The sequence below is a fragment of the Pedobacter hiemivivus genome, from assembly GCF_004331685.1.
In the GTDB taxonomy this organism is placed as follows: domain Bacteria; phylum Bacteroidota; class Bacteroidia; order Sphingobacteriales; family Sphingobacteriaceae; genus Pedobacter; species Pedobacter hiemivivus.
The window spans coordinates 69,563-83,446 of record NZ_SJSM01000006.1 but is presented as its reverse complement, the minus strand read 5'-3'; the positions used below and the strand labels follow the sequence as shown (position 1 = coordinate 83,446).

12 protein-coding genes are annotated in these 13,884 nt (G+C 33.7%); 11 read left to right on the top strand and 1 reads right to left on the bottom strand.

Features of this window, described 5'->3' with window-relative positions:
* The 11 genes from EZ444_RS12420 (at window position 1) to EZ444_RS12370 (ending at window position 13,067) form a co-directional block, all read left to right on the top strand.
* A complete protein-coding gene (locus EZ444_RS12420) occupies window positions 1-1,035 on the top strand; it encodes a glycosyltransferase family 10 domain-containing protein (RefSeq protein ID WP_131609267.1) in 1,035 nt (344 codons plus the stop codon).
* Entirely contained in the window at window positions 1,026-1,943 is a 918-nt protein-coding gene (locus tag EZ444_RS12415) for a glycosyltransferase family 2 protein (RefSeq protein ID WP_131609265.1), read from the top strand. Before EZ444_RS12420 ends, EZ444_RS12415 begins: the two co-directional genes overlap by 10 nt.
* Window positions 1,944-2,095: 152 nt before the next feature.
* Window positions 2,096-3,424 carry an MATE family efflux transporter gene (locus tag EZ444_RS12410; protein ID WP_394365951.1) on the top strand — a complete coding sequence of 443 codons (1,329 nt, stop codon included), beginning with the start codon at window positions 2,096-2,098 and terminating at the stop codon, window positions 3,422-3,424.
* Window positions 3,417-4,403 carry a glycosyltransferase gene (locus EZ444_RS12405; protein WP_131609261.1) on the top strand — a complete coding sequence of 329 codons (987 nt, stop codon included), beginning with the start codon at window positions 3,417-3,419 and terminating at the stop codon, window positions 4,401-4,403. The genes EZ444_RS12410 and EZ444_RS12405 overlap by 8 nt, the downstream gene beginning before the upstream one ends.
* Window positions 4,404-4,462: 59 nt before the next feature.
* Window positions 4,463-5,461, top strand: a complete 999-nt coding sequence (locus EZ444_RS12400) for an EpsG family protein (protein WP_165503601.1) — start codon at window positions 4,463-4,465, stop codon at window positions 5,459-5,461.
* Between the two features lie 192 nt (window positions 5,462-5,653).
* Window positions 5,654-6,766, top strand: coding sequence for a glycosyltransferase family 4 protein (locus EZ444_RS12395; protein ID WP_131609257.1), 1,113 nt, complete (start codon window positions 5,654-5,656; stop codon window positions 6,764-6,766).
* Window positions 6,750-7,565, top strand: a complete 816-nt coding sequence (locus tag EZ444_RS12390; protein WP_205945262.1) for a glycosyltransferase — start codon at window positions 6,750-6,752, stop codon at window positions 7,563-7,565. The genes EZ444_RS12395 and EZ444_RS12390 overlap by 17 nt, the downstream gene beginning before the upstream one ends.
* Before the next feature lie 2 nt (window positions 7,566-7,567).
* Window positions 7,568-8,458, top strand: a complete 891-nt coding sequence (locus tag EZ444_RS12385; RefSeq protein WP_131609255.1) for an NAD-dependent epimerase/dehydratase family protein — start codon at window positions 7,568-7,570, stop codon at window positions 8,456-8,458.
* Between the two features lie 42 nt (window positions 8,459-8,500).
* Window positions 8,501-9,406 (top strand): MraY family glycosyltransferase, encoded by a 906-nt coding sequence (locus EZ444_RS12380; RefSeq protein ID WP_225874714.1) that lies wholly within the window; start codon window positions 8,501-8,503, stop codon window positions 9,404-9,406.
* Between the two features lie 98 nt (window positions 9,407-9,504).
* A complete protein-coding gene (locus EZ444_RS12375; protein ID WP_131609251.1) occupies window positions 9,505-11,457 on the top strand; it encodes a polysaccharide biosynthesis protein in 1,953 nt (650 codons plus the stop codon).
* 2 nt (window positions 11,458-11,459) lie between these two features.
* Entirely contained in the window at window positions 11,460-13,067 is a 1,608-nt protein-coding gene (locus EZ444_RS12370) for a gliding motility protein RemB (protein ID WP_131609249.1), read from the top strand.
* A 105-nt stretch (window positions 13,068-13,172) separates the two neighbouring features.
* Here the strand turns inward: EZ444_RS12370 and EZ444_RS12365 are convergent, their stop codons facing one another.
* Window positions 13,173-13,880 carry an FkbM family methyltransferase gene (locus EZ444_RS12365; RefSeq protein WP_131609247.1) on the bottom strand — a complete coding sequence of 236 codons (708 nt, stop codon included), beginning with the start codon at window positions 13,878-13,880 and terminating at the stop codon, window positions 13,173-13,175.
* Window positions 13,881-13,884: the final 4 nt, after the last annotated feature.

Genomic DNA, 13,884 nt, shown 5'->3' with positions numbered 1-13,884 from the left:
ATGAAAATTTTATTTGAAAATGTTTATGAAAATTTAAATAAGGACAATCGTCTGTTTACAGACGATAATGTAGATATCGGCGATAATCTACTAACTCCATTCAAGGTATTGGGGGAAATATCTAAAAAAATCGGCTTGGTTTTAGGTACATCATCTCTAATAGAAAAAGAACAGGCCGATGCCATGGTTTTTTTAGATTATCCCTCTATGAACAGTGAAAATTTTCAATATGGGATTAAACACAAGATCCCATTATTTTTAATCACACTGGAAAGTCCGATAGTTAAACCGGAAATATTTAAAACGGAGTTACACGAGCCATTCATTAATGTACTTACTTGGTCTGATTATCTCGTGTCCCTCAATCCAAAAAAATATATTAAAATTAATTATAGTTACAATATATCGGCAAATTTCGAATTGGGACGAAGGGAGCGAGATCTGATTGTGATAAGTGGCAACAAATTGAGTAAGCATTCACAAGAACTTTATTCAGAAAGACTTGCGGTAATTAAATGGTATGAAGCTAATCGAAAAGGATATTTAGATTTATACGGCATTGATTGGGATATCAAGGTGATGACCAATAGCCTTGTAGGTATTGTTTTTAATAAAATAAACAGAACATTTAAAATCGTAAAAACGAATTACCCTTCCTATAAAGGAAAGTTAAGAAGAAAAGCAGAAGTACTGTCAAAATATAATTTTTCACTTTGTTTTGAAAATGCTTCAGATTTTAGTGGATACATAACTGAGAAAATTTTTGACTCATTAATGTCGGGAACAATTCCTATATACCGGGGAGCAGATAATATTTGTAAATATATCCCTAAAAGTTGTTTTATAGATTACAGGGATTTTGGCTCAATTGAGGAAATAGATAAGTACTTACAAAGTCTTACCGATAGTGATATTAAAGAATATCAATTAGCGATTAAGACTTTTTTATCCGATCCTCAGGCTGGACAATTTACTATTGATAATTTCGTGGGAACAGTAATTAATACTGTATTAAATAATACAAAATGCTCTTAACAATTGGCATACCGGTATATAATGGTGAAAAATATATAAAAGAAACAATAGAGTCTATTCTAATTTGTGATTTTGACTGGGAAGAGGTTGAGGTTATAGTTTCAGACAATGCCTCCACGGATAATACTCTTAACTATGTTCGCGAATATTCAAAAGTCAGAATTATTGAGCATGAGGAAAATGTTGGGTACGACAAAAATTTAAATCGTGTTTTCCAATATGCAAATGGAAAATACGTATGGACAATCGGTGCAGATGACCTTGTTGTCAATTATCAATTAGAGAATCTAATAAAAATGCTTAAAGATCCCAATGATTTTGGGGTTATTTTCGTTGGGGGTAAGGATACATGTGAGGAGACATATTGTACTTTTGATCAAGCAGAATTATTTCTAGAAGGCACCAACTTTCGTTCAGGATTTTTTCCTAATAATGTCATCGCCAAGAATATTTGGTTAAGTTGCGAAGCTGAACAATTTTTTACTTCTGGTTGGATTCATTATGCGATGGTCCTTCAAGCTTTACGGAAGAAGAAATCTGCTTTAACAAAAAACCAATACGTAATTGAAAGCCCGCGAGCAAATGAAATAAAAACATGGAATAAAAATGGTTCAGGTATAACAGTTGGATTAAAACTGGTAGAGGTATTTCAGGTTATGCAGCATTGGGGGTATGATGAAAAATTTATTCGAAAAATTAAAGGGATAATAAAAAATTCCTATCCCAGAGTGATTATTGTTGCAAAACTACGCGGATTTGAGGTTTCAAAATCAATACTGGATAGTTTTATTAGGCTGTATGGTGAATTTCCCTTGTTTTGGATACTGGATATATGGTTTCTTTTACTTCCGAGTTTTATATATCGAATTGCCGCTAAAGTACTTAGGTTCGCTAATCTATTAAAATAATGGGGCCTAAATTAAAAGATTATTTTTATAGCTTCTTAAGCATATTCGTAAATATATGTTCGAATTTGTTAATGGTTCCCCTGTATGTGAAATATTTCGGGTCGATTGATTATGGTGTATGGATCATCATAAATACTATACTTCAATACCTCATGCTTGGAAATTTCGGCATTCCAACGGCCTTGACTACTATTGCTACTAACGCTTTGAATAAAGAAGATGTGACGGAAGTGTTCAAGAAATCATTGAAAATAATGATTTCCGTAGTAAGTGTATTGCTTATTTTAATAGCATTTCTGTTTTTTAGTAATGTCGTACCATTTGAATTTTTCTTTGGTAAAACCGAGAAAACACAGTTTTATGCCTCTATCTTATTATTAACGATTGTATTTTATCTCATCAGGGCTCCATTTCAACTGGCCTCTTCAGTTTTTCTCATTTTTGGAAAAATTTCTTTGAATAAAACGTATGAGATTCTTAATAACCTTATTATTCCATTCTCTTTTCTTATTACATATTTATGTAGTGGTAATATCTCTTTATACGCAGGTATATGGAGTCTCCTTCTGGTTTTTTCGTCAATAATAATGTTTTTCCACTCTAGAATCTATCTCCAGAAAAATCGGGATGAAGGGACTGATCCGAAATCGTCAACTATAACATATACACAAATCATTAAAATCAGTTTTGGATATTTTATAGTAAGTATGGGAGCGTTATTAGTATGGAACACCGATAATTTTGTTATTGTTAATTTTTTGGGTGTAAATGAAGTAACTGCTTATTCCCTGACATTTAGAATTTTTACCGCATTTTTTTCATTGCTTCTAACTTTAAATGCAATATTACTCCCATTTTATGGAAGATATAATAGTGATAACAATTACAACTCTATCCAAGTTAAATTTAGAAATTCCATTTTATTAATGACTCTGCTATCTGGGCCATTATGTATATTTATATTTCTTTTCAGCAAAGAGATTTTTATTACTTGGACAAATAATCCATCTCTATATTTAGGAAGCAATATATTTTTAGCTTTCGGCCTTTATACTTTTGTATTATCATGTCTAAGTTCAATTAGCACTTTATTATCTGCATTAAAAAGGGTTAGATTGCTAATTGTTGGTACTTTTGTAGAGGGAATTACAAATCTCATCCTTAGTATTTTTTTTATAAGAAAATTGGGAATACTTGGAGTAAGTCTCGGAACATTGTTGGGGAGTGTATTAAGTTTATTAGTGGTCTGTGTTTTTTTTAAAAGGGACATACAGATTCCTGTTAAAATTCCTATTGGATTAATCATTCGCAATATGGCAGTAATAATAGCCACTTCAGGAATACTTTTGTTAGTGAATATTACAACAGTAACTCTCTTTTATAAACTTGTAGTGTTTTCTATTTTTGCCATATTGTATTTACTTGTAAATATTAAGGATATTAGCCCAATGTTACACTTAAAAAATAAAACGCATGTCTAAGGTATCAATATGTATTCCTACATATAATTCCGATGCTTATTTGGAAGAATCTTTAAATAGTATACAAAACCAGACCTATACTAATATTGAGGTCATCATTGGAGATAACTGTTCATCAGATAATACTCAGGCAATTATAAAAAGATATGCTGATGAAAATAATTGGAGCTATGTTTTTAATCAGCAAAATATTGGTGCTGGTTTAAACATGAATAAGTTAATTTCCTTAGCTACAGGAGACTTTGTAGCAGTTTATCATTCTGATGATATTTATCATCCTGAAATTGTAGCAAAATCTGTTTCATTTTTCGACCAGAATCAAGATTGTGGGTTCGTTTCCACTTTGGCCAACCTAATAGACTCAAATGGAGAATATTTGGGAGAACTTGAACTTCCATCAAGGCTCCGTAATAATATAAAATGTAAGTATACTTTTGAAGAAATTTTTCCTGCCATACTGGATTCATTTGTGCCTTTTCTCGTTACGCCTACTGTTATGGTACCCAAAAAGATTTACGACAAATTAGGAATGTTTAAAATTAATGACAAATATAAATCTGCTACAGACTATGAAATGTGGCTACGAATTTTAAAGGAATTCCCTGCCGGTATACTACCTGAGCCGCTTATTCAATACCGTAAGCATGCGAGTCAAGGCTCTCAAATGGAAATTAGAGAGAATTATGGAATACCTGATGGATTAAATGTATATGAAGAATATGCCGCCGGGAATAGATATTTTGAAAAAAAATACAAGAGAATTTTCTCGTGGTTAATTTTTCTACAGGTATTAAAACTAAATAATGCTAGGAATTTTAAGGAAAGTAGTAAAATGGTGCAGCGTATTCACAAGCATGGGAATTTTAAATATGGATTATTTGCAGGTTTTTTCAACCTCTTTAATATCTCGTCAATTCGTTTTAATATTAATTTTCTTGACAGATTTAAAGGTTTTTTTATAAAAACAAAGAAAAGATAATGTTCGTATACTGGACCGTTTTTTTATTAATTTCTATTTTGTCGTTGGTTCCTTTTAAAGTGAAAGAAAGGCAGTTATTTTGTATTCTTATAGGTTTTTTTTTGACACTGTTAGCTGGGTTAAGGGCTGGAATAACTTCAGACTATGATGCCTATTTGGATAAATATAATATTTTTAAAGCAGGATATATTGATGAGGGGATGGAGGTCTCTTATAAGATTATATGTGATTTTATAGCAAATACAATTGATCATTTCAATGGAGTCTTACTAATTTATGCCTTTTTAGCTATAGTCCCTTTAGTATATGCCGCAATTATTCAAACTAGATCATCTTTGTTAATTTTCCCATACTTTTATTCTTATTACTTTTTTTTGCATCCAATGACCCAGATCCGTGAAGCAGTTGCCGCCTCTATGCTACTGGTATCGTTGCAATTTATTAAGGAAAGGAAATTAACTTTTTTTATAATATCAATAATTATTGGTTCATTTTTCCATGTATCATTAATGCTTTTTTTGCCATTTTACATTATATTGACCCGTGTTAAACTAACTTTCAAAACATCTATCATTTGTTTTATTATTTGCTTGGGAATTGCTCAGACTCACCTTCTTAACTTTGTATTAGGATACAATTTGAATACTGATTTTTATATTATTTCTAAAATATATATGCATAAGAGTACTATTGAAGCAGGATTTGGAGAAAGAACTGCTGGTGTATATATATTAATGATCTATGCTAAAATTTTGTTCAACTTCTTCTTGCGTTATTACGAAAATATAATTAGTAAACAAAGTGACTATTTTCAAATATTTTTGAATTTACATTTTTATGGGTGTTTGAGTTATTTGATATTGTCAGATTTACACATTGTTGCAGCAAGGGTTTCCGAACTCTTATGTCTTGTAGAGATTTTTCTGGTGCCATATTTAGTCTACATATTTAAGCCTAGGCTTTTTGGTAAAGCTATGATTTTAGGAATTTCTTTTTTTCAATTAATCATTACACTATATATTGTCCAATTAAGTTCGCCATATAGATTTGGATTTTAAATAGATAAATTGAAAATGTTGAAGAACTATACAATAAAAATGAATTTGGGCTGCGCAAAGTTAAAAAAACGCATACGATATAGGAAATTTTGGAATGCACAACTAAGAGAACTAGTTTAGTTCTCTTAGACGTACTTCGTGCCAATATTTATTAAACTGTTAGCTTCGATTAGCTAACACAATTATTTTAGGATGAAAGAAATAGTGTTTTTACTTCCTCAATTGAAGAACGGGGGGGGAGTTAGGGTATTTGTTGAATTGGCTAATATATTATGCGAGTCGGCTGATGTGACTATATTGGTCCCTCAAAATTCAGAAGAGGGGATAACTTTTAATTTAAATAACAAAGTTAAACTTATTTCAATCGGCCGCTTTAAGGAAACTAAAATTCAAAAAATTCGTAATTTATTTTCTGTAATAAAAGCGGCTAATAAAAAATTTCTCAATCAGTATATTATTATAACTGATCCAATTATGAGCATACTAAGTTTTTTTATTAAAGGGAATAATGTATATCGATTTATCCAAGCAGACGATTATAGGATCTTTGATGATGGTCTTTTGCTTAAAAACAAATGGATTATACGTTTTTATAAGGTTTTAACATTGCTGTCATATCATGATTCAATTAAGTTCATGTTTAATTCTAAATTTAGCTATGACAGTTTTATTAAGCTTCGAGGTAGATATTCAAAAACTGCCGATATTCCGCCATTTCATTGTGTACATCCTTGTATTAATCAAGAGATATTTAAGCCAGTAAGCACAATTGATCAAAAAAAAACGTTACAACTTTGCTTAGTTGCTAGGAAACATCCGGCTAAGGGATTAGATACCTTTCTTGAAAGTTGGGATATTCTAAAACCTGAAATTAAGGAGCAAATTGAGAAGGTGATTTTAATAAGTCATGATGACTTGTCATCATTTAATTTAAAGGATTTTGAAATTGTTAATGTAAAAGACGATTTTGAAATCGCTTCTGTATTTCAGACGTCTGATATTTTTATTTCTACCTCTTGGATGGAGGGATTTGGTCTACCGCCTCTTGAAGCTATGGCATGTGGTTGTGCGGTGATAACTAGTGCATCTCAGGGTATAAATGAATATGCCAGGCATCAGGAAAACTGTCTGATTTATCCGCCTCGAAATGCATTCTCTTTAGCAGATCATATTGCGTCTTTAGTTAATGATCCAAATTTGAGATCTAAGTTAGTATTGAAGGGGACAGAGGACGCAACGTCATTTCAATGGCATAAATCTGCGACTCGCTTTAGGGAAATATTAGAAGATGGAAACCATGTGTAAAATATCTGCTTCAATAGTTCTTTATCACAATTTTGATAAAGCACGTTTAGCATTAGATTCGATTCTTGAATCTAAGCTGAATATAAAGATAATGTTAATTGATAACTCATCCCAAATACTTGCAGATAAACCTTTAGATTGCCGGGTTGAATATGTATTTACTGGTCAAAATTTGGGCTTCGGAGCAGGCCACAATATTGCAATAAAAGATGCAATCAAAGGTGGCTATGATTATCATTTTGTTGTCAACCCAGATGTGTACTTTAATCCAGGCGTTATTGAGGAAATGATCAAATATATGGCTGATCATTCAGACGTTGGTATGATGATGCCAAAAATTTTGAATGAAGATGGTTCTATTCAGCATCTTCCTAAATTATTACCACATCCTTTCTGGATTTTAAGGCGAAAGCTCAAAAAATTAGATAGACGTTACAAGAAATTTGTAGATATGTACGAATTTAGAAATGTTCCTGAAGACAAAATTTATAATGCTCCGGTTTTGTCGGGATGTTTTTCATTACTAAACTTAGAGGCAATCAAACAGGTTGGTGCCTATGACGATACATTTTTTATGTATTTTGAAGATTTTGACCTTTCGAGGCGAATTCATAAAGAATATAAAACTCTTTATTTTCCGGAAGTTTTCATTTTTCATGGTTACGAAAGTGGGGCAAATAAAAGCCTTAAATTGTTAAAGATCTTTTTAAAGTCTATGGTAGTTTATTTCAACAAATGGGGATGGTGTTTTGATGAGGAAAGGAAACAAGCTAATAAAAAAACACTTTCGCAATTTTAATCATGAAAATTTTACTAACTGGTGCCACAGGTTTCGTGGGGAAAAATTTTTTATCGGCATTAACTGATCATAGCATTAGTGTATTGTCTAGAAATGAATTATGTAATCCTCAGATAGGAAGCGCAGAAGTGATTATTCATCTCGCCGGTAAGGCTCATGATTTGAAACAAACATCTAACCCTGAAGATTATTATAAGGTTAACTTTGAACTTACAAAAAAGATTTACGATGCTTATTTGAGTTCTGGCGCAACCAAGTTCATATTCTTTAGTAGTGTGAAGGCTTCGGCGGATATTGTCCCTTTGATATTAAAAGAAGAAAGTCGACCAAATCCACAAACAGATTATGGGAAATCAAAACTATTGGCTGAGAAGTATATTCAGGAGCAGCCCCTACCTACCGGGAAATCGTTCTATATCCTCCGTCCATGTATGATCCACGGGCCTGGAAATAAAGGTAATTTAAATTTATTATATGGCGTTGTGCGAAAAAGGTTTCCATATCCATTGGCCGCCTTTAATAATAGAAGGTCATTCCTTTCTATAGAAAATCTAAATTTTGTTGTTGAAAATCTAATCAATTCAAATATAGATAGTGGCATTTATAACGTTGCGGATGATGATCCATTATCAACTAACCAGGTAATTGAATTAATTAGTAAAGTCTTGGGTTTTAAAGCCAAGTTATGGAAAATTAGTCCGGTGCTTATTCAATGCATTGCTAAAATTGGTAACGTGCTTTATCTTCCTCTTAATACAGAGCGACTTAAAAAGCTCACCGAAAGCTTTATTGTATCAAATGAGAAAATTAAAAGGGCTTTAAATATTAAAAAATTTCCTGTTTCTTCAACTGAAGGACTATTTAATACCATAAAAAGTTTTAATTTAAAATAACACATGTTGTATCTAAGTTGTCTTTTTTTCTTTTTTGTCATAATGTTACTGTACTTTAAAATTGCAGATTATTACGATATTATTGATCACCCAAACGAAAGAAGTTCTCATACTGAAATTACAATTCGAGGGGGAGGGGTCATCTATGTTTTTGCAGCTCTGGCTGGAGTAATACTTCATAGTGAATTCTGGTTACCGATTCTGGGCATGCTCATCATTGGAACGATTAGTTTTATAGACGATCGTATTTCTTTATCCAATAAAATAAGGCTAATTTTTCATCTGACTGCGGTTACACTGTTATTTATCTTTTTAAACGTATTTCATCTCTTCCCAATTTGGATGAGCATCATCCTTTACATCTTCGTGATAGGAATCATTAATGCCTATAATTTTATGGATGGGATCAATGGCATTACCGGTGTATATAGCCTGGTGGTCCTTGGAGGATTACAGTATGTAAACTATAACACTCGTGAATTCATTAAACCGGATATGATTTGGTTGCCGATCCTGGCCAGCGTTGTTTTTTTATTTTTTAATTTCCGCAAAAAAGCAAAATGCTTTGCCGGAGATGTCGGCAGTGTAACCATCGCATTCTGGATTATATTTCTGTTGTTAAAATTGATGATACAGACGAGTAATTATGCCTATATCTTATTCTTGGCTGTATATGGAGTAGATGCCATCTTTACTATTGTACATCGCCTGATGCTTAAAGAAAATATATTTGAAGCACATCGTCTACATTTTTACCAAATTCTAGCTAATGATCAGAATTGGGAACACATATGGGTTTCATCTATTTATGCAATTGTACAATTAGCTATTGTAGCCATAGTTATTTTATTACCACTCAATTTTTGGTTTTTATTTGTATTAACTACGGTACCATTGGCTCTTATTTATATTTATTTGAAACCAAAAATGATGTTTAAGGTCGATTAACGGAGAAAATCACTTGTATTTTTCGTATTACAAAAACACAAATTACTTTTTGGTTTAATTATTGTTAGTTTTGCTGAGGTTATTTTTATGTAACGTCTATGTTTACAAAACTACAAATCGTATCTCGCTGGATTATTTTTACAATTGATATTTGCTTAAGTATCATCGCGCTACTATTTGCAATTATTTTGCAGCATAATTTTAAAATTATCGGGATAGATTTCTTAGCCTTTTATAAAGCAGTAGTGATGGTGGTGATCATCAATTCATTGGTGTTTTATAGTGTAAAAACATTCGCGGGAATTGTGAGGTATACTTCAGCTCAGGACTCATTTCGAATTCTATTTGCGGTAATTTTGAGCTCCTTAATTCTATTTTTTGCACATGCGATTGCTATCGTAGTAACTGGCGAGCATGTGGTGAGCAATGTCGCTATCGTTATATTTACTTTGTTTAGCTTTCTTTTGTTGATTACCTATAGGGTTGTTGTAAAGTACTTTTTTATGTACATCAAGAACGCTAATCTGGACAAGCGAAGAATTATCATCTATGGGGCAGGAGAGGCCGGTGTGGCTACAAAAAGAACTTTTGACCATGATGCCAAAGTAAATAAAACAATCATCGCTTTTGTGGATGATGACATGCGTAAGGTGGGTAAAACGATTGATGGGGTGAGGATTTTGGATGCAGGAGAGTTGGAGCATTTAATTGTAAAGCATGAAGTGGATGAAATCATCTTTGCTTCGTACACGATCCCCTTGGAGCGTAAAAACCAAGTGGTTGACATTTGCCTGGAAAATGAGGTTAAGATTTTAAATATCCCATCGCCGGAGGTTTGGGCTCGGGGTGAGGTAACTACTGCGCAAATTCAAAATATCAATATCGAAGATCTGTTGAACAGAAAGACCATTGAAATAGATATCGATGGGATCCAAAACCAGTTAAAGGGTAAACGAATTTTAATAACCGGAGCCGCCGGTTCTATTGGTAGTGAGATTGTTAGGCAACTCTTGAAATTCGAAACTGGATTGATTATCCTTTGTGATCAGAGTGAAACGGCCTTGCATCATATTTATCTTGAATTGGAAGAGCACCATGTGAATACCAATTTTCATGCGTTTGTTGGTGATGTTAAGGATCAGAAACGGATGCAACATTTGTTTGAAACCTATAAACCACATTATGTTTATCATGCCGCTGCTTACAAGCATGTGCCGCTGATGGAAGGTAATCCTGCAGAAGCGATCAAAACAAATGTAATGGGCACGAAGACCATTGCAGATCTATCCGTTAAATATGGTGTGCAGAAGTTTGTGATGATTTCTACTGATAAGGCGGTGAACCCGACCAATGTAATGGGGGCATCTAAGCGAATTGCGGAGATTTATGTACAGTCACTCAATAATTCGTTGAATAACCCCGATCTGATCTTCTCCAATGGCCTAAGCTATTTAAATGATGGGAATGTAAAGCCGATAACTAAGTTTATTACTACTCGTTTTGGGAATGTATTGGGCTCTAATGGTTCCGTGATTCCTCGCTTTAAGCAGCAGATAGAAAAAGGAGGTCCAGTCACCGTTACGCATCCTGAGATTACGCGTTTTTTCATGACGATACCTGAAGCTTGTCGTTTGGTGCTTGAGGCAGGTTGCATGGGGAAAGGTGGAGAGATTTATATATTCGACATGGGTAAATCCGTAAAGATTGTAGAGCTTGCAAAGAAAATGATTCGTTTAGCAGGCTTGGTGCCTAATCAGGATATTAAAATCTCTTATTCCGGGTTAAGACCTGGGGAGAAATTGTTTGAGGAATTGCTGAATGACAGTGAGAATACCGTACCAACTCACCATGAAAAAATTATGATTGGACAGGTGAGGGAATATATATTTAATGAAATTGAAGTCCAAATTTACCAATTGTTACTTTATGCCAGCTCGAATAATACAAGACAGGTGGTTCAACAAATGAAAGTAATTGTACCTGAATTTATCAGTAAGAATTCTGTTTATGAAGAATTAGATGTCCAGGTGCAGGTAGAGGAAAATCCCTAAAAATGAAGAAATACTTATTGCTGGGTGTACTAGCTATGGCTACTTTTAGCTTAAAAGCACAAACACCTAATGTAAACATCCCTTATTCGTATCAATTCTATCAGAAGCTGAATAAATCAGTGTATGATGTAAATAGCCGATCACATTCTGCCATTAAGGGTTTTTATGCCGATGATTCCTTGTTGGTAAACCGATATCAGGGTTTAATGGAAGTGGGCGTTGATTCTTTAAACAAGCGTTCCTGGGTTCGTAGGAAATTAACGGAAGAGCACTTGTTAAATTTTAAAGGGGACGATTATACTGTTTATGCGGATTATCTCCCTGATTTACAAATTGGTCGCGATTTTAAGAACGGTACAACTACCTGGAAAAATACACGGGGCTTTCAGATCGGTGGCACAGTAGGGGATAAGTTCTCTTTTTATACCAATGGTTTTGAAAATCAAGCTGTGTTTGCGAATTATGTTACTGATTTTATCAATGCCAATGGTGTAGTGCCAAGTGAAATGAGCGGTAAGTTGGATAAGAAAACAAAAGACTGGTCGTATGTGACCGCTTTATTGTCTTATACACCCAACAAGCATTTAAACATTGCCCTAGGTTATGATAAGAACTTTATTGGTGATGGGTATCGTTCTATGCTGTTATCTGATGTAGCAGCAAATTATTCTTTTTTAAGAGTTAGGGCTACTTTGGGTAATGTGCAATACCAGACTATATTTGGTTATATGCTGGACCCAGGAGCAGAAAGATTGACTACTGACAGACGTTTAGGTGATAGGGGGAAATGGGCGGCCATGCATTACATTGATTGGAATGCTACGAATCGCTTTTCTATTGGCTTTTTTCAGGCTGTGACCTGGGCTGATGCCGAGCCCGAGGGCAAGCGAGGTTTTGATTTTAACTATGTACACCCTTTTATCTTCTTAAGGTCGGTAGAAAGCGCTAATAGTACTTCTCCAGATAAAATGCGTTTGGGTATCAATACCAAATATGAGATTCTGGACAAAACGACTGTATATGGCCAGTTTATGTTTGATGAATTTATTGCGAAAGAATTTTTTAGTAATAGAGGCTTTTGGACAAATAAGTGGGCATTGCAACTAGGTGTTAGAGGATCAGATTTGTTTAAAGTAAAAAGCCTGAACTACCTTGCCGAATTCAATACAGCAAGGCCTTATACCTACGCGCATTTTGATAGGGTATCCAATTATGCAGCAATGAACCAGCCTTTGGCGCATCCTATGGGGGCTAACTTTAGAGAGGTATTGGGGATTTTAAATTACAGCTATAAAAGGTTTGACCTACAAGGTCAGCTAATGTACGCTCGTTATGGCCTTGATCCGGAAGGAATGAATTATGGCAAGAATATATTCTTGAATAATTATGTGCATGTTTCGGATTATGGAAATAAAATCGGTCAGGGCATTGGTACCAATCTTTATTTTGCTGAAGGAAGGGCATCCTATCTGCTCAATCCAAAATATAATCTGCGCCTGGAAGTTGGGGGAGTACTAAGAAGAGAAACAAATGCCATAAAGAATACCAATACGGCATTGTTCACTTTTGGCCTGCGTAGTACTTTTAGAAACCTGTATCAAGATTTCTAATCAACTTGGATTCTCTGATAGCTCTATAAAAATTATAAGTATGATTATAATTTTAACTGTTTTTCGGAAAAGTTATAATCATACTTATAACTTTTCCTGAAATCGCTAGGCTGTTTTAACTTTTATAAAAGAAACCTCTTCAAGAGAATCTGATACAGCAAATATCTCATAACCATGATTTTTAAAAGACTGTAGTAGTCTCTGGTTTCTCGATTTTCCATCTTCAAAGAACCTTTCGTGAAGCTCTATTAGAATTTGATCTATTTGAATGGTAGAAGAAAGAATGCTTTCAATTACATGGTACTCACTACCTTCGATGTCCATTTTCAACACATCTATATGCGTATGACCCAATTCTTTTGTAATGTCGTGGAAGCTTTTCATAGGAACGGAAACCATATTTTTCTCGTCTACGTTTTTATGAGGTATGATACTCCCAGATACAAAATCCTGGTTTTTGGGTAAATTGAAGTTTACAAAACCGGTTATGGTGTCAATCCCATATTCGAAAAAAGAGAAGTTTGATGGCAACTGTTCCTTTTTAATCCAATCAATAGATTTAGGTGTTGGGTCAAATCCAAAAACCTGACAGTTGTGCATTTGTATCATTTCCCTATCGAATGAAATGTCTTCACCAATTCCGAATGAATAGACAATAGATTTACTATTTAAAACATTAGGGTGAACGTAAAATCCTCCGTAAGTATTCCCGTACCATTTATGGTTAATCTTAGTCTCTGCCTTTATGGAAGTGATTGCTCCAGTTAAAATTTTAATATTTTGCTTAAGCTTTTTTAGCAGTTTCTTGATCATGTCC

Bases quoted from the DNA above. Each gene is read 5' to 3' on its own strand.
- EZ444_RS12420 (WP_131609267.1), top strand. From the start codon at position 1: ATGAAAATTTTATTTGAAAATGTTTATGAAAATTTAAATAAGGACAAT.
- EZ444_RS12415 (WP_131609265.1), top strand. From the start codon at position 1,026: ATGCTCTTAACAATTGGCATACCGGTATATAATGGTGAAAAATATATA.
- EZ444_RS12410 (WP_394365951.1), top strand. From the start codon at position 2,096: ATGCTTGGAAATTTCGGCATTCCAACGGCCTTGACTACTATTGCTACT.
- EZ444_RS12405 (WP_131609261.1), top strand. From the start codon at position 3,417: ATGTCTAAGGTATCAATATGTATTCCTACATATAATTCCGATGCTTAT.
- EZ444_RS12395 (WP_131609257.1), top strand. From the start codon at position 5,654: ATGAAAGAAATAGTGTTTTTACTTCCTCAATTGAAGAACGGGGGGGGA.
- EZ444_RS12390 (WP_205945262.1), top strand. From the start codon at position 6,750: ATGGAAACCATGTGTAAAATATCTGCTTCAATAGTTCTTTATCACAAT.
- EZ444_RS12385 (WP_131609255.1), top strand. From the start codon at position 7,568: ATGAAAATTTTACTAACTGGTGCCACAGGTTTCGTGGGGAAAAATTTT.
- EZ444_RS12380 (WP_225874714.1), top strand. From the start codon at position 8,501: ATGTTACTGTACTTTAAAATTGCAGATTATTACGATATTATTGATCAC.
- EZ444_RS12375 (WP_131609251.1), top strand. From the start codon at position 9,505: ATGTTTACAAAACTACAAATCGTATCTCGCTGGATTATTTTTACAATT.
- EZ444_RS12370 (WP_131609249.1), top strand. From the start codon at position 11,460: ATGAAGAAATACTTATTGCTGGGTGTACTAGCTATGGCTACTTTTAGC.
- EZ444_RS12365 (WP_131609247.1), bottom strand. From the start codon at position 13,880: ATGATCAAGAAACTGCTAAAAAAGCTTAAGCAAAATATTAAAATTTTA.